Annotated in this window: 17 protein-coding genes and 3 pseudogenes; 8 read left to right on the top strand and 12 right to left on the bottom strand. The window is 59.2% G+C overall.

What is annotated here, in order from left to right; all coding sequences use genetic code 11:
• The first annotated feature begins 6 nt into the window (after positions 1–6).
• From B0G81_RS43015 to B0G81_RS42995, 5 genes and pseudogenes are all read left to right on the top strand, one after another.
• A pseudogene (locus B0G81_RS43015) lies at positions 7–2,581 on the top strand (error-prone DNA polymerase).
• A 46-nt stretch (positions 2,582–2,627) separates the two neighbouring features.
• Positions 2,628–3,062: pseudogene (locus B0G81_RS43010) on the top strand (hypothetical protein); the annotation flags it as partial.
• Positions 3,063–3,125: 63 nt separating this feature from the next.
• Positions 3,126–4,442 carry an IS701 family transposase gene (locus tag B0G81_RS43005; RefSeq protein ID WP_134135296.1) on the top strand — a complete coding sequence of 439 codons (1,317 nt, stop codon included), beginning with the start codon at positions 3,126–3,128 and terminating at the stop codon, positions 4,440–4,442.
• A 106-nt stretch (positions 4,443–4,548) separates the two neighbouring features.
• A pseudogene (locus B0G81_RS43000) lies at positions 4,549–5,091 on the top strand (SOS response-associated peptidase family protein); the annotation flags it as partial.
• 101 nt (positions 5,092–5,192) lie between these two features.
• Positions 5,193–5,888 (top strand): helix-turn-helix transcriptional regulator, encoded by a 696-nt coding sequence (locus B0G81_RS42995; RefSeq protein ID WP_134144034.1) that lies wholly within the window; start codon positions 5,193–5,195, stop codon positions 5,886–5,888.
• 45 nt (positions 5,889–5,933) lie between these two features.
• Here the strand turns inward: B0G81_RS42995 and B0G81_RS42990 are convergent, their stop codons facing one another.
• Entirely contained in the window at positions 5,934–6,179 is a 246-nt protein-coding gene (locus tag B0G81_RS42990) for a hypothetical protein (protein WP_134144033.1), read from the bottom strand.
• Positions 6,180–6,406: 227 nt separating this feature from the next.
• Between B0G81_RS42990 and B0G81_RS42985 the strand changes: the two genes are divergently transcribed.
• The 3 genes from B0G81_RS42985 to B0G81_RS42975 all read left to right on the top strand — a co-directional run bounded on the left by B0G81_RS42985 (position 6,407) and on the right by B0G81_RS42975 (position 8,406).
• A complete protein-coding gene (locus B0G81_RS42985) occupies positions 6,407–6,604 on the top strand; it encodes a hypothetical protein (protein ID WP_134144032.1) in 198 nt (65 codons plus the stop codon).
• 70 nt (positions 6,605–6,674) lie between these two features.
• A complete protein-coding gene (locus tag B0G81_RS42980; protein WP_134144031.1) occupies positions 6,675–7,625 on the top strand; it encodes a tyrosine-type recombinase/integrase in 951 nt (316 codons plus the stop codon).
• Positions 7,626–8,067: 442 nt separating this feature from the next.
• Positions 8,068–8,406, top strand: a complete 339-nt coding sequence (locus tag B0G81_RS42975) for a hypothetical protein (protein WP_134144030.1) — start codon at positions 8,068–8,070, stop codon at positions 8,404–8,406.
• A gap of 461 nt (positions 8,407–8,867) precedes the next feature.
• Here the strand turns inward: B0G81_RS42975 and B0G81_RS42970 are convergent, their stop codons facing one another.
• From B0G81_RS42970 to B0G81_RS42920, 11 genes are all read right to left on the bottom strand, one after another.
• A complete protein-coding gene (locus B0G81_RS42970; protein WP_134144029.1) occupies positions 8,868–9,872 on the bottom strand; it encodes a hypothetical protein in 1,005 nt (334 codons plus the stop codon).
• Positions 9,873–9,972: 100 nt separating this feature from the next.
• Positions 9,973–11,109: a hypothetical protein gene (locus tag B0G81_RS42965; protein ID WP_134144028.1), complete on the bottom strand. Its 1,137-nt coding sequence runs from the start codon at positions 11,107–11,109 to the stop codon at positions 9,973–9,975.
• Positions 11,110–11,160: 51 nt separating this feature from the next.
• Positions 11,161–13,035, bottom strand: a complete 1,875-nt coding sequence (locus B0G81_RS42960; RefSeq protein WP_134144027.1) for a hypothetical protein — start codon at positions 13,033–13,035, stop codon at positions 11,161–11,163.
• Positions 13,036–13,775: 740 nt separating this feature from the next.
• Positions 13,776–14,696: a hypothetical protein gene (locus tag B0G81_RS42955; protein WP_166679227.1), complete on the bottom strand. Its 921-nt coding sequence runs from the start codon at positions 14,694–14,696 to the stop codon at positions 13,776–13,778.
• A gap of 2 nt (positions 14,697–14,698) precedes the next feature.
• Positions 14,699–16,624, bottom strand: a complete 1,926-nt coding sequence (locus B0G81_RS42950; protein ID WP_134144025.1) for a hypothetical protein — start codon at positions 16,622–16,624, stop codon at positions 14,699–14,701.
• Positions 16,621–17,832: a metallophosphoesterase gene (locus B0G81_RS42945; RefSeq protein WP_166679226.1), complete on the bottom strand. Its 1,212-nt coding sequence runs from the start codon at positions 17,830–17,832 to the stop codon at positions 16,621–16,623. The genes B0G81_RS42950 and B0G81_RS42945 overlap by 4 nt, the downstream gene beginning before the upstream one ends.
• 45 nt (positions 17,833–17,877) lie before the next feature.
• Complete coding sequence (locus B0G81_RS42940; protein ID WP_166679225.1) at positions 17,878–18,678, bottom strand: Dam family site-specific DNA-(adenine-N6)-methyltransferase; 801 nt, start codon at positions 18,676–18,678, stop codon at positions 17,878–17,880.
• A gap of 369 nt (positions 18,679–19,047) precedes the next feature.
• Positions 19,048–19,359, bottom strand: coding sequence for a hypothetical protein (locus B0G81_RS42935; RefSeq protein WP_134144022.1), 312 nt, complete (start codon positions 19,357–19,359; stop codon positions 19,048–19,050).
• A gap of 59 nt (positions 19,360–19,418) precedes the next feature.
• Positions 19,419–19,697 (bottom strand): HU family DNA-binding protein, encoded by a 279-nt coding sequence (locus B0G81_RS42930; protein ID WP_134144021.1) that lies wholly within the window; start codon positions 19,695–19,697, stop codon positions 19,419–19,421.
• Between the two features lie 279 nt (positions 19,698–19,976).
• The gene (locus B0G81_RS42925) at positions 19,977–20,816 is read right to left on the bottom strand and encodes a hypothetical protein (protein ID WP_134144020.1); all 840 of its coding nucleotides are present in this window, start codon (positions 20,814–20,816) and stop codon (positions 19,977–19,979) included.
• A 21-nt stretch (positions 20,817–20,837) separates the two neighbouring features.
• Positions 20,838–21,194 (bottom strand): hypothetical protein, encoded by a 357-nt coding sequence (locus B0G81_RS42920; RefSeq protein ID WP_134144019.1) that lies wholly within the window; start codon positions 21,192–21,194, stop codon positions 20,838–20,840.
• Positions 21,195–21,512 lie beyond the last annotated feature (318 nt).

Raw genomic sequence — 21,512 nt, 5'->3', positions numbered from 1 at the left:
CACGCCATGGACTCCACCTTTTCCACCCTGCCGGCGTATGCCGAGCTGTTCTGCTTTTCCAACTTCACCTTTCTGCACGGCGCCTCCCATGCGGAAGAACTGGCTGAACGCGCGGAGCAGCTGGGCTATTCAGCGCTGGCCGTCACCGACGAGTGTTCTCTGGCAGGCGTCGTGCGCGCACACGTTGCAGCGAAGGAAGCCCGCACTTGCCGCAACCATTGATATTGCAGGCCGCTGTACTTTTTCACTGGATGAACTGCGCTACGAGTATCCCGACGAACTTGTTCCAACCGGCTTCACCCCGGCCGCCTATCTGCGGCAGGAAACGTACATTGGCGCACAACGACGCTTTCCGTCCGGTATTCCGCACAAGGCGCAGGAACAGATTGAGCACGAGCTTGAGCTGATAGCGGAGCTGCAATACGAGCCGTACTTTCTCACGGTGTACGACATCGTGCGGTTTGCGCGTAGCCAGAGCATCCTCTGTCAGGGGCGCGGCTCTGCGGCTAACTCTGCCGTCTGCTATTGCCTGGGCGTAACCGAGGTGGATCCGGCCCGCGGCAACATGCTTTTTGAGCGTTTCATCTCGAAGGAGCGCGGCGAGCCGCCGGACATCGACGTCGACTTTGAGCACCAGCGTCGCGAAGAGGTCATCCAGTACATCTATCGCAAGTATGGCCGCGACCGCGCAGCAATCGCGGCGGCAGTCTCGACATACCGACCGCGCGGTGCGCTGCGTGAAACCGGCAAGGCGCTCGGCGTTGATCCCCAGATCGTTGATGTCGTCGCAAAGTCGCACCACTGGTTTGATACGAGTCAGGATCTGCTTGCGCGATTCAGGGAATCAGGCCTCGACCCGGAAAAACCGCTTATTCAGGCGTGGGCGAAGCTCGCATCGCAACTGCTTGGCTTCCCACGGCACCTCTCCCAGCACTCGGGTGGCTTTGTCATCAGTCGCGGCAAGCTGACGCGTCTCGTGCCGGTCGAGAATGCCGCCATGGAGGACAGGTCTGTCATCGAATGGGACAAGGACGACCTCGAGGCGCTTGGCCTGCTGAAAATCGACGTCCTTGCACTCGGTATGCTCTCGGCCATCCGGCGCACACTTGATATTGTGTCGGAGCAGCGCGGCGAACGTTTCGAAATGCAGGACATCCCGGCAGAGGATCCTGCGACCTACGAGATGATTTCGGCGGCCGACACAGTCGGTGTGTTCCAGATCGAATCGCGTGCCCAGATGAGCATGCTGCCGCGGATGCAGCCCCGGACATTCTACGATCTCGTGATCGAGGTGGCGATCGTCCGCCCGGGACCGATCCAGGGGGGTGCCGTGCATCCCTACCTGCAGCGGCGCCAGGGATTCGAGCCGGTCTCCTATCCCAGTGACGCGCTGAAAACCGCACTGGGACGAACCCTCGGCGTTCCGATCTTTCAGGAGCAGGTGATGCAGGTCGCGATTCTTGCGGCAGGCTTTACCGCCGGCGAAGCCGACCAGTTGCGTCGGGCGATGGCCGCGTGGAAACGTAAAGGCGGACTGGAAAAATATTACGACCGGATCGTTCATGGCATGCAGGAGCGCGGATACGACCTCGCCTTCGCCGAATCCATCTTTGAGCAGATCAAGGGCTTTGGCGAATACGGTTTTCCGGAAAGTCACGCGGCCAGTTTTGCGTTGCTGGTGTACGCCAGCAGCTGGTTGAAGTGCCACGAGCCGGAGGCATTTCTCGCGGCGATGCTGAATTCCCAGCCGATGGGTTTCTACTCGCCGTCGCAACTCGTGCAGGACGCACAACGCCACGGCGTCAAAGTCCTGCCGGTCGACGTAACCATCAGTGGCTGGGAGTCTGCCTTGGTGAGTTTACCTAGCGGCGGGAGGCCTGCCGTCCGGCTCGGCATGTCGCTACTGCGAGGCATGAAAGACGGCGCTGCGGAACGCATAGAGAACGCGCGCGCGGTGCGGCCATTCGAAAGCGTCAACGACCTTGCCCGCCGCGCGCAACTGGACCGCAAGGATCTTCATGTGCTGGCTGATGCCAACTCGCTCGCCTCCCTTGCCGGTAATCGCCGTGAAGCGCTGTGGCAGTCGGTTGCGGCGGTACCAGACAGGGACATGCTCGCGACAGCAGCCGTTCAGGACGAGACGCCAGCGCTCGGTGCGCCAACTGAGGCAAACGACATCGTTGCTGATTACCGCTCGGCGGGCCTGACGCTGGGCCGACACCCCCTTGAGCTGCTCAGGCCGCAACTACTCGCCAACAGGCTGATGCCGGCGTCGACGCTGCGCACCTATCGCGATGGGCAACTCGCGCGTGGCTGCGGGCTCGTCACCGTGCGTCAGCGTCCGGGCACGGCCAAGGGCGTGATGTTCGTGACGCTCGAGGACGAGACCGGCAACGTAAACGTGATCGTGTGGCCCAGTCTGCTTGAAAAACAGCGACAGGAAGCGCTGAGTGCCTCACTGCTCGCTGTCTATGGCACCTGGCAGTGCCAGGGGGAGGTACGACACCTGGTTGCACAGCGACTGGTTGACATGTCACACCTGCTCGGCTCGCTCGTCACGTCGACGCGAAACTTCCATTAGGAACCGGCGTACCATGTTGACGCACCTTTCTTCAGGGAGAGCAATCATGTGCTACTCAGCCCAGATCCAGGCGGACTACCGCAAGTACGTCAGGATGTTTGGCGCGCACATGAGTATCCGGGAGTTCGCGCAGCTGTACTGGGAACGCGCCGAGGGCAGCAATGTCAGGATTCCGAAGGCGATGGACGCCGCGTTCTCGGTTCCCAAGACCGACGAGGAACAGCGGATCAAGGAAGCGATCGAACGGTTCAACGGCGAGCAGGCGGCCAGGCTGGAGCAGGAACTGTTCAAGCAGCGCGCGCGACTCGCCGACGCGGAACGCACCCTTCAGGGCAAAACGACGAAGGCGGCCACCGAAAGCAAACGGATCGCGACCGACAAGATCGAGGCGATGCTGCGCAGGCTCGATGACGTCCGGCGAACGGAATTGAAAGAACGCGATGCGCGAATCTTTCCGGGACACTACTCTGACTGTGTCATAAAGAATATTCGCAGTGGCGTGGTACCTGGTACTATTGAATAATGCAAACTCCGGGCGATCGCGATGAGAGAAGATGTCGACGAATTTGATTCGTATCTTAACCATCTGACGCAGGTATTGGGTCACGCCGATCGCCATGCCGGCCTCAAGGGCTACTGTTCGGGCCTGGTATTGCCGTTGTCACGCAAGAGTGTCGAACCGATGGCCGCGCATATTGACCCACTTCACGCGAGTGCGAAGCACCAGTCACTCCACCACTTTGTGGCCAAGGCAGAATGGTCTGACCGGGCTGTCTTGCAGCGGGTGCACGAATGGGTGATGCCCGCGTTAGACGCGCACGCTGCAGAAGAAACCGGCTACTACTGGATCGTTGACGACACAGGCTTTCCAAAGAAGGGGCGTCATTCGGTCGGGGTGACACGTCAGTACTGTGGGCAACTCGGCAAACAAGACAACTGTCAGGTCGCCGTGAGCCTGTCGATTGCGACGCAACGCGGCAGCCTGCCGATCGCCTGGCAGCTGTATGTCCCCCAGGAATGGATTGACGACCGGGAACGAGCCCGTCGTGCGGGCATTCCCGACGATCTGGCCTTCGAGACCAAGCCCGAGATTGCGCTGGCCCAACTTCGGGAGGCTATAGCATCCGGCGTTGCACCGGGCATCGTGCTGGCCGATGCTGGGTACGGCGACGAAACCGCTTTCCGCGATGGCATCACTGAACTGGGTTTGTTGTACGCGGTAGGGATCCGGCCTGGCACCTCTGTGTGGGCGCGCGGTACGGCGCCACTTCCGCCCAAACCCTGGAGCGGGCGCGGCAAGCCGCCGACACTGTTGCGCCGTGCACCCGGCCACGAACCGCTCGCGGTGAAGGAACTGGCCATGCAATTGCCCGTGAACGCCTGGCAAACCGTAACCTGGCGGGAAGGCAGCAACTCAGCACTTTCCTCACGCTTTGCCGCCGTACGGGTTCGTCCCGCACATCGCGACTACTGGCGAAGTACCGTTCGCGACGAAGAATGGCTGCTCATTGAATGGCCTGACGGCGATGCGGAGCCACTCAAGTACTTTTTCACTACCGCCCCTGAGGAGGCGACACTTGAGCAGCTCGTGTTCGTAACCAAGATGCGCTGGCGCATCGAGCGCGACTACCAGGACCTGAAACAGGAGTTCGGACTCGGCCATTACGAAGGGCGAGGCTGGCGTGGCTTTCACCACCACGCCACGCTGAGTATCGCTGCATATGGGTTTCTGATGGCTCAGCGACTCAGGATGCGCTCGGATGAACGCGGTAAAAAAAACGTCGCTGAACGCACGCTGCCTTCCCTTCCCCCGGATTACATCCCCCGGGGCAGTCCAGCGCGCTCAACGTCACGTTCCTGATTCCATAACTACGTTGCGCATCCTGCTTGGACTACGGCTCATGCGGCGATGGCACTCTTCCTGGGTAGCGAAAGACCACACAACAACTTATGTGACACAGTAAGACTACGCGCCCGTGATGATGATGGAGAACGGTCAACGCGTCGTGAAGCCGATGCGCTACCAGTGCCGGCCCGCAGGCAAGCCGGCGAACTACGACGTGCGTTTCCCCGGTCTTTACAATGCCAGGCTTGACAACCTGGAAGGCTTCTGGAAGGGCCTTTTTGGGTACTCGCACGGTCTTATCGTCGCGAATGCGTTCTATGAAAACGTGAAGCGACATCGCCTCGAAGGGCGTGAGCTCGCTGAAGGCGAACCGGAGGAAAACGTGGTCCTGGAGTTCAAGCCGCAGCCCGCTCAGGACATGCTCGTCGCCTGCCTGTGGTCGCACTGGCAAAGCCCTGGCGAGCCTGATCTGCTCTCCTTCGCCGCCATCACCGATGAGCCGCCGCCTGAGATTGCTGCCGCGGGCCATGACCGCTGCATCATCCCGATCAAGCCGGAAAATATCGACGCCTGGCTTTGCCCCGAGCCCAACAATCTCGCGGCACAGTACGCGATTCTGGACGACCGCCATAGACCGTACTACGAACACCGGATGGCGGCCTGAGTTTTTCTCGAGCCGATCTGTCGGCCGGATGTCGGGTCGCTGTCGTGTCGTCGTTGCAGGCGCCGTCGCATCATTATCCCGTCTACTTTCTGGAGATCACGATGGCAACCACCGAACAAACCCAGCCGCGCCTGCTGACCGAAGGCGAACTCGCTGTAGTGGTCAAGTTCTTTCGCGAAAGCCGGCAATGGTCGCAGGAGCAGCTTGCAGACCTATCCGGCTTGAGCGTGCGGACAATACAGCGTGTCGAACGGAGCGATACATCCGGTTTTGACACACGTCGAGCAATCGCGCGAGCCTTCGAGTTCGAAGATATCGACGCCTTGAACAAACCGCTTTCCATCCCGTCGGCCGAGGAAACGCAGGCCGCAAAAGAGAAGTTTGACCGCGAACACATCACGCTCATGGCGCTGCCGCTTCAGACCGGAAAGCAGCTGGCGAAGCTTGCCGAAGTCCACAGCATGGATCTTTCCACGCCAGGGTTCGAGATGCCTCGTGAGGCCGATGAAGAGTTTGCCGGGCTGATCGATTACATGCGCGAGTATCGCGATTGCAGCGAGTTCTATTCAGAAGTGCAGAAGTTCGATATCTACGACGACCTGCAGCGGCACATCGACGAACTGAACACGCAGGGTGTTTCGCTGCGCTATGCAGAGCGCAAGGTCAGGTTGAAGTTCAACAGCGACGAGGCAGACGCAAAGCCCTTTGATACCGGTGTGCTTTACGTTGTCGCTTTTCCGGTAGGCAAGGAACCGGAAGAATTTGCGACGCCGCGTTCTGTCGGTATTGGGCGTTGAGAAAAAAGCCCCGGCAAATGCAGCCGGGGCTCTCGCCTTCATCAATTACATCTCGGCCACTTCGATCGCTTCACGATAACCCGCTTCGGTTAGGCGCAGAAACCTGAGCCGCGCGACGTCGTCGATACAACCGTCGTCGATGAGCTGCGCGAGTGCCTGCCGGTACGAGTCGCCATACGTCGCGACGAGGTCGAAGAACGCCACGTGATTGCGGCATTGCCCGGGCAGTGCACCAAGTCCCACAAATCGGACGAGGATAGCGACACGTGCTTCGTTACTAAATTCCATCATGGTGATTTTCTCCATCGAGTGAGATCGTTGCCCGAACACCGATGGCGCTCGGGTCGTCTCACACATGAAATTGGTAAACGCGCGGTGCCAAACCCCCGAAATCATCATTAAATTTATTTATCATAATTCCAAGGTAATAGATGCATCCATGACGACCCGTTACTATTGATAAAATATGTTATCAATAGTTGTGGCCATCCGGCCGCTAACAAACTGGAGCAGTGAGAATGGCTAACTACGACGTCGATTTTTCGTACAGCAAGGTCGGGACGCCCGACGACATCGATACCCATTGCGTGATGTATTCGGTGCTGGGGATGCCGGACGATCTTGAGGGGGACGCGCTGCTCGATCGCATCGAAGCGTATCTGCGCCGGACCATTCCGGGCATCGCGACGATGGAAGGCCTCCGCATCCGGGGCTAGGTCGCAGCAGGGCCGGTCGGCGGCGCTTCGCCGCCATCACTTCACGGTGGAGCTTTGACGGGAGATTGCGATGCCCGCAGGTATCGAGCTAATAGAGTCCGGCCGGCGCCTGACGGCCGCGCAGTTTCATCAGCTCGCGGACGTGCCCCCCGAAGCCGAATGGTTTGCCAATCTGGACAACCCGCGCACGCGCCGCGCCTATCAGGCCGATCTACGGGACTTCATGAGTTTTATCGCCATCACGCGGCCCGAAGACTTTCGCATCGTCACGCGCGCGCATGTGCTGGCCTGGCGCAAGGTGCTTGAAGACCGAGCACTCTCGGGCGCCACCATCCGCCGCAAGCTGGCAGCCCTTTCTTCGCTGTTCGAATACCTCTGCGAAAAGAATGCGGTGGACTTCAATCCCGTCAAGGGTGCCAAGCGGCCGAAGGTGGAGAGCAACGAAGGCAAGACGCCCGCGCTCGGTGACCACCAGGCACGGGCGCTGCTCGATGCGCCCGACCCGTCCACGCTTAAGGGGAAACGCGACCGCGCGCTGCTATCGGTACTGCTGTATCACGGCCTGCGCCGCGAAGAGCTGTGCCAGCTCAAGGTCCGTGACATTCATGCGCGCCGTGGCGTACTGCATCTGCGCGTGCACGGCAAAGGCAACAAGCTGCGTTACCTGCCGCTGCACGCGGGTAGCGCAGAACGCATCCACGCTTACCTCGAAGTGGCAGCGCACGGCGAAACACCCGATGCCCCGCTCTTCCAGCCGGCCCGCAGGAAGACAAATGCGGCATTGACGGCTGATGGCGTCTACAAGATCGTGCTCGCGTATGCCAACGACGCGAAAATCGAGGTGCAGGGCTTCGGCGTGCACAGTCTTCGGGCGACGGCGGCGACCAATGCGCTGGAACATGAAGCCGATATCGCCAGGGTTCAGGAGTGGCTGGGTCACGCCAACATCTCCACGACCCGTATTTACGACCGTCGCAAAAGTCGCCCGGAAGACTCGCCGACATTCAGGGTTGCATATTAAGCAAAGACTGTCATCGGCCACAGTTGCTGACGTTCGCCCGAGCCAAGCAGCGGTCACTCGAACGACTGGTCCGCTCCGAAACTCGCCAGATACTCAATGCACGCTTGTCGGCCGAAGTGGTAAGTCGACAATGCTCATCGAACGTCGGGTTTGTAGTGCCGACGTCGGAAAGAAGCGTCCGAGTGGCTAGACGGCGTTTGAAATGGCATCGGCCCATTTTCGGAAGATCGTCTGAAACCTAGGCCGGACAACCGAATGACTTTTCCTGCTCAAATACGTTGTTCACAAGCGGTCCGGACGTCGCTCGCTCGGCTAATGCTTCACCAATTGCCTTAAGGCTCAATAAATCGGTCGATGTAATAGTTGTTTGGTCGGCCTTTCTGGCCGGAGGGACGATATCGTTTTATGTCACAATGCGTTGCCACTTATTTAAGGAGAAGATATGGTTACGGGGTCTAAAAAAATTAATTTTCCTACGCCGGGTGCGACCAAGGAAAAAGAGCAGGTTGTGACGATCGACGCTGAGCGCATGCTGATTCACTTCAACCAGGATCATCCTGATTTGGCGAAGCCGGCACAACGCATCACACCGAAGATCGTAGACCATACAAGTCAGAAGGCTAAAGAGGCCGGATGGGCCGGGGCGGCGGTCGCCAAAGATGCGATCACCGGGCACACATCGGGAATGTTGCTTCTACGCGCGAGAAAGACCACGATTTCGGTAGATGCTGTGGATGAGCATGTTGTATCCGCCAAGCCACTGTCGGGTCCGTCAGAGTAACAATCTAATCTGGCGACAGTCGGTGTCCTGTGCGAGCGTGCCAAGGCTGACTTTCTTCCAGCCGTTGCTTCGAAAGGCTATGGGCATATCGTGTCGTAGATTAAACTTGGCCGGCGGGGTCACGTGTCACAAAAGACGGATTTGCAAAATCGCTATGGCCCTCAAGCGTCATGGCGGTGTCGTTCGGCAAAGCGGTCCCCGCCCTCCACTTCAATCCCGCAAAGAGACAGCACTACCGCGTTAGCAAAATAAACGGACATTCGAGCGTGCAGACGTTGCCGAAACACAACGCCTAGAAAAGTGTTCGAAACGGCCGCTATGCCTTATTTCATGCGGCTCAAAGTCCAATATTACATTAGCGCAATCTACAGACACGATTAGCGATTTTGAAGGACTTCAACAGCCGCACCGTGCATGGCTTCGCATGCATATCGCGCTTTGCGCACTATTGTTCGGCCACGTCAAACGGCGATACCCTTCGGACGTGGTGATGCATCAGCAGGGCCGCGCTCGTACGCTTCAATCCAGATCATCCTGCGTTGGGAACGGTTTGATCCGTATGCCTGGAGCTTGAAATGTCCGTCCACCTGTTGCCGCTCAGTCAACGACCAGCTGGCTGAAATGGTTGACGGGGGACGGCCAAGCTTTGGTGACGGCTGCAGGCGGGTCACTGCAAACAAGCTTTGCCCGTTTCTAGGCTTACCTTTATTGAGTCGTTCAGTTGGCGTAACGGCGACCGGCTCTCGCGACTCGTGCGGACCGAAAAAATAATAGGCCATCACAAGCCTGAAAAAAGTGCCGGCGTAACCGGCAACTGCCTTATGCACTTCTGGATGGGCGTGTGGGGGCAGTAACGCTTCGTCGCATGCGAGCCGGCCGTTCTCGTTTCCGTTAAGGGTAACCTTTCCTTCGGGCGTGAGAACGGCAGCAATCCGTCCAAGCCCGCGCTCGGATCCCGGAGCGGTAACCTGAATCAACAACTGCGTGTGACCAGGCATCGAAAATGGAAGGTAGGGCGCGGCGAGGATCGCCCTGACATGGAGTACATCGGTTGTCGATGGGTCGAGTCGCAAAGTCATTGCGCCTGGCGGTACATCAACGTATACATGTCGTCGGGAGCCCAGCGGCTCACGCCACAGGTCGTCGGCAATATCGAGCGGCTTCGCTGAGGCCAAAATTCCCGCTGTCTGTCGTGAAAGAATCAGTCCCAGCGGTCGCTCAAAAGCCGTTCCGTCTGAAAAGGTCATAGTGGCTCCCGCCGGAGCATACGGGGCTACGAACGGAACCAGAAGGGTATAGAAGATTTCGTCCAGTATGCCGTTTGGAAAGCCAAATCGCCCGTCCTGCACGGCCTTTGAGATACGGCCTATGCTCAGTGCAAGCGCGGTTCGCGGATCGGTCGTACGATCGCGTTCGGTCAAAGAACTGAGCGCCTGATGCGCCAGGAAATCGAGCCAGGTGAGCACTACGCAATCCTCCTGTGTATCGGTCAATGGAGCGGCATGGTTATGTACGCTTGCGAGCTTGAAAGGCCCCGTTGACCAAAGTGCGACAATGCCGCGCCGGTCAGCTTTTCCGCGCCCGCCATTCTTCATGCTCCGCGCGCAGCCCGTGCTCGATCGCCGCGATCTCGCCGTCATGGTCAAAATTGATATCAGCGCCGGCCACCGCATCGGACAGATGTCGAATCAACGACCAAGCGACATAGTCGTGAAAGGGGTTCAGTCCGATCATGTTGCCGAGCGTTGTGGTTCGAGGCTCGGGTGCATTGATCAGGGTGATCAGCTTCTCGACCGCGAGGTCCGTCGACCATCCGGATACGTTGAGCAGCAGCGCACAGAGCGCCATGAGCGCCCGCATGCGATCATCAACGCCGACATCGTAGAGCTGTCTTTGTGAGATCGCTAGCGCTGGATAATGGCTCGCAGCAAAGCGCACGAGCGATATCGTTTGAGCGTAGTAGGACTGCAGCGAGGCGGGATCGAAGACGCGCTGGTTCGCATGTTTGATGATCAACGCTTTCGCGCGGCCTGCTTCCTTCGGCCATCCGTACACGCGAAGCGGCGATGCGACCAGTTGCGCATGCCGCTCCCGAAGGCGCTGCCGGGCAGCCTGTTTCCAGTCGAGGCGGGCCAGTTCACCGTGGACGGGGCGAAAGGGCAAACCAGACGATGCATAAGCCATGAGCTTGCTGTACCAGTCGACGGCCTCAGGCGTTAGTGCGAGGTCGAAACGGTTCTGCAGCCGTTTTTCAAAGAACCACTTTCGCAGATCCCGCATCGCGATCTGATCGAAAACGCCCAGCTCGATTCCTGAGCAGACCAGCTTGCGGACCGCGCGTGCGAGAGCGCTTTTGTCGGATCCGAAGTCAACCGCGTGCTCGTTTCTCGATGCGGGAGCACCCGAATGATAGAAGTCGCAAAGTGGATGGTGAGCGTCCTGCCCATCGCTGCCGATGAAACGGAAATGTGCCTGTCGCAACGCCTTTCCGGTTCGCGTCGAGCGCGCGCCGCGCACGAGCACCGCGCCGCGCACGAAGCACGACGGGCATTCGACATCGGTCCGGATATGCTCCAGCCAGGCGGGCGGCACGGGATCGATGGTGTCTGACTGGTCGATGCCGCTGCCGAGTTTCATCAACTCGAGAAGCTGTTCGACATCCAGCTCGCGGGCGAAGTGGTGAGAGAATCCGGTCGCTGACACTCGGGTTATCCTGTTGTGGGAAGTTGCTAAGGTCGAGCTGCGAACTGGCACTCACGGAAGCGCGGCCACAGCATCCCTGCTGGCCAGCAATGCGGTCAGGCTTGCGTTCTGGTTGGCCTTGAGTTCTTTCGTTATCTGCCCAAGCGCATGCTGCTGCCGGTCGAAAAACTCACGGGGGCTGCGCAAGGTCGGGTGGCGGTGAAATGCATCAAGGAACGCCGACAAGACCGTCTTCAGGTAAAACTCCAGGTTCGCGCAGAGCAGCGTCGCGTCAACTACACGCTGCGCACTGTGCACAATGTCGCAGCGTGCACGGTAGATCCGTTGGACATGCCAGCGCAGCCGCCGTTCGTGATTGTTTAGCGCGTCGGCCACCTTCTGGTGGGTGGCAATCATTGCAAGAAAGCGCCGGGTCCGGAACCAGATGAAGGGGTGCGCCCTGCACGCGTCTTCCACCGCGCGCTTCATCGCGGCGTCCTGCAGGAGAGCGTAGAACGCTGACAGGCCCATGCTGCCCAGTTCCAGCGGCTCGCCCGCGGCGTCGCGCAGATCAATCTTGAGATCGACCAGCGCGGAGCGCAGCGCCGCGAGGTGCTTAGGCAGATAGGACATGGCCACCGTCGGCGCCAGCGAGTTTTCAACACCGTCGCCTATGCCTCCCCCACCACTGCCAATCCCCTTGACCAAGAACTCAACGGCCGTCCACCAGTTGACCAGCTTGTTCTCGAAATTCGACGTCTCGGCACCGACGCGATACAGCCTGAAAGTCGAATAGATGCGGTCCTTCGCGTCCGCTGAAAGCGTTCCGCTGCCAACCAGCTCCTGAAGACGGCGCATGAACTCTTCCAGTTGCTCCGCGGTGAGCGACGAGTCGGGATTGGGAACCGTGCCAGGCAGGGGCAGCAGCATGTGCTTGTCCTCCTTGGCCAGAAGGAAACTGGTGGCCAGCTGGACATTTTTCCGCTCGTAGTCGTAACGCACAACATCGAGGACCTGACCGATCCGGTCGCTTGCGACCGAACCCGCCATGCGGCCATCCTGCGCGTGCGCCGTCGTCGTGGCGAACAGCCGTCCGCCACGAGCCGATGCGTAGCGTCGGGCATAGTTGCTCGATCTCGGCCCGATCTCCGGCGGCTGCGTGGTGAACTCGATGTCGCCCACGCGGGCAGGGAAATGGTCAGGCTTGCTGACGTTACTGATCGAAAAGGTTACCCGGTAGGGTTTTGGCTGTGCGCCAAGCCGCTGGAATACCTCGTCAAGCGCTTCACTGAAGACGTATTCCGGCGTAGCTGCCGCCCTCTCCACGTTGGGCAGCAACATGAGGCGGTACAGCATGAAGAGCGACTCAAAACTCCAGCCCCGGTTAATCAGGGTGCTCAACAATGTCGACGTTACGTTTTCGATTTCGCCGAGCTTTGTCTCGAAGTTTTCAAGCTCAGGCGGGTCGCCCTGCACGGAAAGCTCACGCTCCAGCCATGCCACGCAGCGGGCGACAAAATGGTCGTCAAGCGCCTTTTCCAGTTCCCTGCCGAATGCGTCGATCAGCGAATGATGTCGTGCGAGCGCAGCGCCCCAGGCCTTCAGCGCCTTCGACTCGTCGGCGTCCTGGCCGCCTTGCTTCGGCTTTGCTTCAGTCAGAATGGAAACGAGGTGGCCAGCCGATACGCGAAATGCATTGTCCGACATGATGATCGGGTCGGACAGGATTTCCACCGCCTCGGCCGTGACCCGGCCGACATCGCTTTCGTTTGCATGTCCGCCGTCGACCATCTTGAGCAGTTCGCGTACGATGTTCAACGGGTTCATTGCGCGCACACGATACGCATCCAGCGACGCCTCGTGCACGAGGTTAAACCAGCACTCGCAAAAGAAATGCTGACGTGCCGTCAGGCCATGCTGCTGCACGATCCGCTGATCAATTCGCATCGACTTGCCGCCAGAAAGGAAAGGAGCTATTCTAGCGGCTCAGTCGGCTGACAGTCGCCGGCAACAGAAAAAAGGGGTCAGGGCTTGTTGGCCTGGACGTGTTCCGCAGCATTCTCCGCCCCGCCTATGTAACGGTCCGCTCAAATAGCGGACCGTTTTTTTCGCCCAATCGGAAGACTGGCGCACAAAACGTCCGTGTACGCACGCCTCCTTTCCTCTCGAGAGATGCGATAGAGGGTGGCTTTACACCGAAAGCGGTTTGGGGGTAATGTCTCAGTGCGGCCGATTGCCCGAACGGTCGCACTACGCGCTTTCATTTCTTCCGATCATCGCGTAGACGGACGTTGCTCGGTACGCGCGCCTCTTGGTAACCGCTCCGCATGTTTCGCAGGCACATGCATGCGCTGCCGTTGCAGCGGGACTTCGCCATTAAGCTCGATGCCTGAGGCTTCCGCCTGCATACGTACGAAGCCTCGCCGCATCTTTTCCCGATACGTGTACCAGCCCTGCAGTTGGGGCACTGCCTCAAGCAAAGCAGGGGTATTCGGCCCTTCCGTGCCAAACCTGGCGCTTTGATCGTGAAAGCCGTTCCTGTTCAATGACTCGAGCAATCTCAGTTTTCTTAGCCAGTTTCCGACGCGCAGGGCCTTGCTGCGAGCGGCCTTGCGCGATGGTATCGCCAGATTTAGCCCGAACGGGACGATAACCCCAGTGACGGCGAATGATGGCGTCTCGCCCGCCTATTGAAACTTGGCTTGGAAACCGATGACGCACCCAGACGCTCGTCGGTCGACCGCCGGCGCTGTCCTCTCGCCTGAAACAGCCCAAACCCCGGCCTGTGCATGTTCATAGCTTTGAAGCAGACTCAAAGTGAAAAACATCTTCGGCCCAAACGGGAGTAGCACAGGATTCGAACGGCGTGATAAGTCCGAAACAAGAAGCTCCAGTTGTCCGTACGTTCCGGCGGGGTCATCCAATTGATATTCGACTAAGCGATTTGACCTTCTCGCGCGTTCCACAAGTCCTTCATTGTTCTGCTCGACGGCATCGCGAAACTCCCGGATAGGTGAATTTGGAACGAAGAGCCATTGTTCGCTCGCGTCCAAAAACTCAGCCGCGCCTTCAGCCTTATGAGGCTCGTAACCCAGTCCCACGACAAGGCTTGTCGGCTGCGACGCGGAGGGCCAGCCAGCGAATCTGCTTGCTACGGGAGCGATATATTCGTTGGGCGGAAAATCGGTAGGAGGGGCAGAAAATTCAGCCAGCGAATAGCAGACGTACAAGTTCAGCTCAATACTTGGAGTCAGCTTCAAGAACCACGCGAAAAGGCGCGCCATGACTTCTCTCGACATGCATGAGATGTCGACAATTGCATCCAAGCTAGCCTTCTCCAACGATGCAATGCTCGCTTCGAGGGCGGCCTCCAAGACAGTCTCATTGACCTTAGCGAAATCCAGGTTCTGCAGACAGCTCTCGCTCTCCGCGAAGGATGGCAACGGAGATTCGTGCTCCACGATTGCAAGGCGAGTGCGCGCACTGAGAGACGCCTTTCCAAAGACGTTGGTGCACCTGCTCTCTACGGATAGCGACGCCACTATCAAGTCCGCCGCAGCGGGGAGGTCTTCCGGAACTCGAATATTTTGGAATAGTTGAATTGTCATGGCTAGAACAGTGATGACTGACTATCGTCCGATGGCCGCTCGACATCGACGTTCTTCACTTGTGGTCTCGAATCGGAACGTGAAACATCGACGTTTGCCGACAGTGCTGAACTCATGGCAATTGACCGCGTTGAATGCACCGGAAGTCGGAATTTTGGCGCCAGTCGATGACACAGGCGAACTCGCTTGCCTACTAAGCCTCCCGCACCTAAATCTGGCGGACCATCGTCCGTGGCTCCCGCAGTCATGAGAATAAAGACTCCTAGTTGGACGCATGTCTCGATAAATCTCCCGTGGCTCTCATAGGCTGCTTGGTCAATCGTGAATGAGAGCGAGGGATCAGCAGAGAAGGCGTCTTCCAAGAGTTTGGACGACAGGTAAGTCCCAAGTCGTTCTACAAAGTCAAAAAGTGTGGTCGGTCGGCGAGATAGCGGTTGTTCAATAGGATATACACGCAGCAACGACGCAAAGCGTTCATAGAACGTCTCAATAGCACCGGATTGAACACCCACCGCCTTAATGTCCTTCTCTCGCTTCTCCGCCTCAGCAGCTAGTTCGTCGGCAAGATTCAAAACCCAACGAGGATTTCCTTCGGTTAAATCAAGCAGAACTGGGTAGCCCGAGTAAAGCTGCATTCCAACGGCACCTCGTGCTATGACTCTTCCGTCGTCACCTGCGTTTCGTCGATAGTGATTGCGAAAGACCACAAGCGGATATATTTTTCGAACAAACCAAGCCCGCTTATCGTTCTCTTTAAAACTCAGATTCGCAGGGTCGATGCCCTTTTTATTCAACGCATTTGCAAACGACTCGTCTTTAGCAGCAAGCTCTTGAAATACTTTCTGCCGAGCAAGTACCGCTCGACTCTGCGTTCCCTCATCCGCTACTTCGAGCGCGGGCTGGAAGATAGAAGGCCCCATCACTGATAGCAAGTCGTCAGCTGAAGCTGAGATACCTTTGCGCGTCAAAGCGGACGCCATAAGCTGCGCGGAGAATCGCCTCGTTTGAGACTTCTCGGCATAGCCAAGCGTGATTGTTTTGAAGTCGTTGCCGTGCGTAGGGCCGTACTGCTCGACATTCGAAAGCACCATCGCCCCTGCGCCGCTTGGACTCAGCGCGAGCTTGAAAATGAGGTTTGGAGATGACGACCTAAGTGGCATCAAGATGCTTCGCAGCAACGTCTCCGGAACAATCTCAAGCTCGTCCAATAGAAGAGCCCATCGTTGAGTTTTGCTCCCGATCTTTTCATTGATTGTATCCAATGCCGCTACAAGTGCATCCAGCCAAGCCATTCCAATAAAAGGCTGTGCAGCTACAACTGACGCTAACGACTCTCCGCTAACGAGTCTCGCTGCCAATATCGGCAAATCTGTTTGACTAAAACGTAACGCTTGACGCAGCCCTAGCAGCGACGGCACTTCGACTTCCATTCGCCATAGCTTCGCAAGCGAATTGACCAATTCAGATTCTGCTTTCCGGTCAAACGCGAATGCTGAATAAATCTGTAAATCGGACCCGGTCCGTGCGACGGAGATACAATTTTCCAATGTCTCCAACAATGCCAAGCACACGGCATGACAGAAAGCCGATGTTTGGAGCGCAATTCGGCCAGCCTCGGCCGCAATTCCACGGGTATGAAAGTCAAGTTGCATGGACCAGCGAACGTCCGCTGGGACAAAGATGCCAATAAAGCCCGCGTACTCCCGGCGGTTCTCTCGATGCGTGGGCAACCACTTCTGAAGAGCTTCGAGTTGAAGCATCTTCAAAAGAGTAGTCTTGCCGCTTCCTCGCGGACCAACCATTAAGCAATGGTCCAGTCCAAGTAGTCGCAAGAACCCCGGCGGTGCGATGAAGTCTTCAGCAACCTGCGCGGGAGTCAGGTAGCGCGCATTGAAGGCATCATTCAGGAGTTTGGTGGCTTCGCTCATGACGCAGACATTGAAAGCTGGGAAGGGAAGAGGTTATCGCCGTCGAGGAAATTGATGCTCGCCCGACGCATCATGCCCTTGAGCGCGATGACCTGCTCCGGCATCAGGAAACGCAATTGCGGAAGCTGCGTGACCACCTCCGGCCACTCGAGAAATTGGCCGTCCAACGTTTGCAAGAGATTTCGCATGCCCACGGCGAGCGCCGAGAGGTCCACGGTCTGCGAAGTGAAGCCGCACCCATTCGGAAGACCCCAAGATATGTCTGTAGTTTCTTCCCAGCCACTATTCGACCAATGGAGCGCTTGAATGCTGCCTGACAGGCAGTCGGCGTCAAGGGCGTCCTTGGTGGTTTCGAGCGTGATGATGTAGAACTGATTGCGCGTTCGCCGCGCCATGTCGCCGCGCAGCATCGCGCCGAAACTGGCAGCTCCGAAGACGAAGGGTTGAAACACCTCCCCATCTGCTCGAACGAGCCGATGATGGTGCTTGTGTCCGTGAATGACGAGCCAATCCAAACCAGTGGCGCGCAACGCCTTCATCAACGCCGGACCGTTGTGCATGGGCGTACGACCGAGGTCCAGTCCCGTCTCTTCGTGCGGCAAAGGCGGATGATGCACCACCAACAACCGAAATGGGCGGTCCGTCGCCAGTTTCTTCAAGTCCTGCTGCAGGTTTTCGAGCGCGGCATCGCTGATTCGGCCGCGTTCGAATTCGTTATCCTGCAACGTCACGTGGTAGTGACAGCTGTTCACGATGACGACCACGGACGTCTCGTCACACAGGATCTCGTAGCCCCGCCCCCAATAAACCCACTTCTGATGCGGCAGAGGAAAGTCCGTTGGATACCCTGGGGTGTTGACGAGGCACTCCACAGGGTCGATTGCGTGTTCGGCATTTCCCGGAGCCACCGGGTCGCCTTTCAAACGCGATTGAACTTCGTGGTTTCCCGTCGCCGCGAGGGATCGCTTGACGCCAAGTGCAGTGCCGAGCCGGTTCAACTGCCTCCAGCCAGCTGCGAAGGCGACCGGATTAGCTCTATCCGTGATATCGCCTGGACAGACCAAGATGTCGGCCGACGGGTTCTCTGGTTGAAACCGCTTAATGAGCTCTTCCATCGGGTCGAGACCGCCCGCAGAAGCCGCCTGAGGCAGACACTGGTCCTTCACCTGGGTGTAGTGCAAATCGCTTAGCACGGCAACTCGCAGCATGGCGCACATCTCGCTTACCCTCGTCTGGCGATGACAACATCGCTTCTAGTAGTTGGTAATCAACAATTCCTGGACGTCTCGACGTCCGTGAAGGAAGCCCGATACATTGCGCCCTACGGTCAGCTCAGTGACCCGCCAGTCTCGAAACGCCTCTCGTACGACCGTCACGTCGCCGTACGAAACGAGAATTTTAGCGCCGCGGTTCGACGCGATTTCGAGCGAATGGCGAAGTCGAACGACGTCTACCTCGGCAAACGAGTTGGCACCATACTCGCCTCGGTTCCGAACGCCACGTCCTGCGTAAGGCGGGTCGAGATAGACGAAGTCTTTCGCGCCGCACTCGGCGAGAGTGGACTCGAAATCACCCACACGTACTTCCGCTCCGCGCAGGGTTCGTCCAAACGTGGCTATCTCTTCGAGCGACGGCAGAGCGCCGACGCGCACTCCCCTCGGAACGTTGAACGCTCCTGCGCGGTTGGTGCGATAGACCCCATTGAAGCAGAAACGGTTCAGATACAAGAACCTTGCGGCACGGTCGTTCGCGCCCATGGTGGTCGGCTCGACTGCACGCAAATCGTAGTAGAAGCGCTCCGTCGTCGGCATGGAATGAAACAGCTCGCCGACTTTGTTCGGATGCGCTCGAACTCTTTTGTAAAAGTGAACCAGCTCGTAGTTGATGTCACCCAGCAGCCCGAGCTTGGGCGCGAGTTCAAGATAAAAGCACGCCGAGCCGCAGAAAGGCTCAACGTACCGCGAGAACTGCGCCGGCGCAGCTTGCCGCAGTACAGGCAAGAGCTTTCGCTTACTTCCGGCCCACCGTAGCAACGGCTTGACTGATTGTTTCAAAGGACGCGATTGCTGGATGGGTTGAGGAACCGGTGGCCCCGGAATTTGCACGGTCGCGCCAGACCCCGCGTGACTGTTGGGCAGATTATAAGCCCGTTCGCCTCCCGTCACGGTCGCCCGAGTTTTGCGCGCTCTTGCATCAAATCTCGCCTGGGTTTTTTTCTTAAAGACGTTAAAAGACGTTGAAGGGTGTCTGTGGGTAGCGCGACGGATTTCTTTTCGAGCATGGTGCGCTTGTTCTTAGACAACAGCGTGCGCGTGTAGAACTGGCCGTCCATCTGGCGCTAGATCTGTCGCACACTCTAGCCACCGCGCGCAAGGCTTCGGCTTCGCAGAACTGCCGTTCTTCCGGTGAGCGCGTCCGTCGCATTAGGCGAACATAGCGCGTCCATGACAGGGGAAAGCGCGTGGCCAGCTGGAGGAGTAAAAAATCCGAACCGGTGTTTCGGTTTTTCCAGGCGACGGCAGCGCCCCCGAATCCCGAACCGTCGATCGGGGAATCTCCCTGGACGGATAGCTCTGGTAGAACGGCCGCATCAGTGCAAGGTTGTCCTCGCCATTACTACGCCCGAAACTACGCCCGAACTGCCAGGTCAGGCCGCCCGACAGACGCTCGAGCAGCGCCACCACGTCACGGAGCGTCTCGCTGTAATCGCCCTCAAGCGGCATCACATCAGTCACCACATTCTCAATTGGCGTCTGACCCGGTCACGTGGCCACTCACGTGATCCCGGAGGGGGTCACACCCGGTTCACCGAACCCCTGAACGCCTTGCCGCCAGTGAACTTCACCGTTTTCGCCGCCGCGATCTGAATCTCTGCGCCGGTCGACGGATTGCGGCCCACCCTGGCGGCCCGCGTACCCGTTGAGAACGATCCGAAGCCGATCAGCTGGACCGCCTCACCACGGGTGACCGCGCGTGTCACGGTCGCGAGGAGCGCATCGATCGACGCGCCGGTCGCGGTCTTGCTGTCGCCGGTGGCCGCCGCGACCGCGTCGATCCGTTCCTGTCTGTTCATCTGCTACCCGTGGAGTTAAGGAAACATGCACACACTACCGCAGCGCACGGCCGACAGACAAATCGCAGGCAGCCCATCGTCCCGCCGGATTACCGCTGACCGCTCCGCCCTCCCCGGTGTTCTCCGCACATCGACACGGCGGGAAAGCCCGCCGGCACAAATCCGCCACATCTGATAACTGGAGTTATCGCGAACCGTCAATGACGCGAACGTCGGGCTGCCGGCCGGAACCCACGTTCAGGCCCGATGGGCCGCGCAGCACGCCGGCGTCCTGCGTGCTCAGCGACTCGTGGGCGGTCGGCTTGACAGGGTGCGCCGGTACTGATCGACCTCCAGCAGCAGATGGTCAATCCGCTCACGCAGCTGGCCGTTCTGCGCGCGCAGCGCGTCCGCCTCGCCGCTCGCCTGCAGCCGGACGGCATCGTTCTGCATCTTGAGGAAGCGTTCGGTGCCGGCCAGCTGTGCGGCCGTCTGCGCGAGGGTCGTCGTGCCCAGGCCGGCACGTTCGATCGACGCGTACAGCTCACCGAGCAGCCGGTTCACGTGTTCCCCGGCCAGATCCCGCGCGGCCTGCGCTTCGCCGAGTTCGCGGTGCAGCTGGGCGTTCGCCTGCTCAAGCCGCCGGATCCGCGCATGCGCATCTTCCAGCGCCGCCTGAAGCAGCGCGGGGGCCGGCTGGTGGGTCTCGCCCTCACCGCCTGCGTCGCGCGTCGTGACCGCCCCGTGATCGGCGGCCCGCTCGCGCTGGGACGCGTACAGCGGCGCGAGCGCCTCGCGCACCACCGGGGCCAGCGCCTGTCGCATCAGTTCGAGATCGACCGGCCGGTTCTCCGCACTGCCCGGCTGTGAGACCGGCGCGAGCGCCTGCGCGCGCAGGATCGCCTGCTGGAGCGTCGGTGCGCTCGGATGGCGCTGGACGCCAACCTGCGGCGCGACATCGCGCAGCAGCCTGCTGTAGGTGGTGGCGCCAAACACGCGGCCGGTAATCGCCCGGACTTCGGCGACCAGTCCATCCAGAAAGCGCGCGTTGTCGCGCGGAAAATCCCGGTCGGTCGCCGCGATGCCGTTCATGATCGCGAGCAGTTGCGCGTCGCTCCATTCAATCCGGGGTCGGCCCATTTTTCAGTCCTCCAGGGTCCGTCAGAAAAGCGCGCCCTGCCGCAGATCGCGTGCCGGCGGTTTCGACGTCTTCGCCGGCCGCGCCGGGCGCCGGCGTTTCGGGATCCGGCGCAGATGGGCAACCAGACGCACCTCATTCCCATCAACGGTCACGGTCAGGCTGAAGTGGCCGGTTTCACCAGGCGCACTCGCGCCCGGGTTGCCCCCTGCGGCGCGCAGCGACGGCTGAAGCGCATGCCGGCGGGCGCGCGCGACGAGCTGCGCGCGGCTCATCCCGGGCCAGCAGTCCGCGAGCAGCCGCCTCACTGCCGGCGGCAGCGACCCGGGCGCGCAGTCGGCCGGCAGGGCCAGCGCAACCAGTTCGAACGGGTCAGCCATCGGCGCCCTGCCCCGCTGTCGTCGCAATCATCAACCGGGCACGCCCGTCAGGCCTCGCCTCAATCCGCCCGTTCATGTACCTGCCCGCTCCGTGCGTTCGTGTGATGCCGCCGATTCTGCCATATCCAGCGTTATTTTTACTATCGTATTTATTACTGTCATTTCCTCTACTGGACATTACCGCCATAATGTTCAGTAGTTTTGATATAGTGCCCAAACGCTGGAGACCCACCATCGCGGGCTCCGCCGCCACTCACCGGAGCCGCAATTGCACAACGACCCGGACCACCACCCCGGTCTTTTCCCTGCTCGGTGGGC

This window comes from Paraburkholderia sp. BL6665CI2N2 (genome assembly GCF_004366535.1).
In the GTDB taxonomy this organism is placed as follows: Bacteria; Pseudomonadota; Gammaproteobacteria; order Burkholderiales; family Burkholderiaceae; genus Paraburkholderia.
The sequence above is the reverse complement of the archived record's forward strand: the minus strand, read 5'-3'. Positions and strand labels throughout refer to the sequence as shown.